Source organism: Clostridium arbusti SL206, from assembly GCF_000246895.1.
GTDB classification, from domain to species: Bacteria; Bacillota; Clostridia; order Clostridiales; family Clostridiaceae; genus Clostridium_I; species Clostridium_I arbusti.
In genome coordinates, this window is the sequence record NZ_BAEV01000193.1 from 1 (window position 1) to 1,294 (window position 1,294).

Consider the following 1,294-nt stretch of genomic DNA (forward strand, 5'->3'; position numbering starts at 1 on the left):
ACACGTAGTATTACAATTTAAACTATTACTTATATAGATTAGTATAATAAAAACATACTATACCTTTGAGAACGAATAAAAATAAGTTTAATCATTTTTAGCACACTTTCTAGGTGTTTTGAATACAATAAGTATAAAATCAAAAATATAGGTTATAATCACTTAAATATTAAAGGATATATAATGGGTTTAATGTTATGTATTTAGAATAGCTTACAATAAGGGGGCAAATTATGAAATTTCCTATTTTAAGTAAGAATAGCGTTCTAGATTTAGATAATGATAAATATAGTCTACAGGAATTATCCAATCACTTAGAAAAAGAACAAAAGGAATTAGATAATGCAATAAAGAATGGAATGAATAAAGTATATATTTCAGAAGAATTATTTGATAATATACAAACGTGCATTAATATGCTTAGTAAATTGTCTCAAGAGGGAATAGATATGAGAAGAGTTGCCTTAAGACATGAAAAGAAATTAATTAATTTGGGATGGAACTGGAAAGGTTACGTAGAATTTAAAACTATGAAAATGGAGCAAAAAAAGTTAAAAAGGTAAATGAAGATTAAGATAACAATTATCCATTTAGTTTCTATAAAAACACTATCAAATCATTTAGTTATTAGATTTGATAGTGTTTTTATCTATTTTAAATAATATTAAATTGGTAAAACACATAAGGCACATTCAAATAAATAACTAGTCAGTATGCTAGTCTATTTTAAATCCTACTGCGTCAACAGAGCCCTCAGATAGCCCACTATCTGAAGAACCTATTTCCTTGTAGGCTTCAAAATATACGTCGCATCTTTGACTTACTATTTATTTTCATATGCCTAATAACTATTATTTTTAAATTGAGTAAAAAAGAAGTTTAAGGGAAGTATATAATATTATTCACTATAAGAAAGTGTATTTTTACTAAAGCTAGTAAATGAGAAAGGATGCTTTATAGGATTATGAAAAATAATGATTATCTAGGAAAATTATTTAAAAATTTTTATGATTTTATTTCGGTATCTTCATCTAGAGAGTTAGAATATATAGTTTTTGATGCTGAATATACTACTAATTTTAATTCTAAGATGAAAGAATTATTAAAAGATATTAGAAAGCAAGATAAAAAAGATATAGATTTTACTATAATGTTTAATACTAAGGGTGAAATTGCAATTATTGATTCAAAAATTGTAGGAAAATATATAGGAAATTATTATAATATTCAAATGGAACAGCATTATAAGGGAATAAAACTTAATAAAATAGTGCGTGATGTAATTAATGGAAAA

Annotated in this window: 1 protein-coding gene and 1 pseudogene; both read left to right on the forward strand. The window is 24.2% G+C overall.

Going from position 1 to position 1,294, the window contains the following annotated elements; all coding sequences use genetic code 11:
• Window positions 1-233: 233 nt before the first annotated feature.
• Window positions 234-563: a hypothetical protein gene (locus tag RH99_RS18000; protein ID WP_010241752.1), complete on the forward strand. Its 330-nt coding sequence runs from the start codon at window positions 234-236 to the stop codon at window positions 561-563.
• A 401-nt stretch (window positions 564-964) separates the two neighbouring features.
• Window positions 965-1,294, forward strand: a pseudogene (locus RH99_RS18005) (hypothetical protein); the annotation flags it as partial.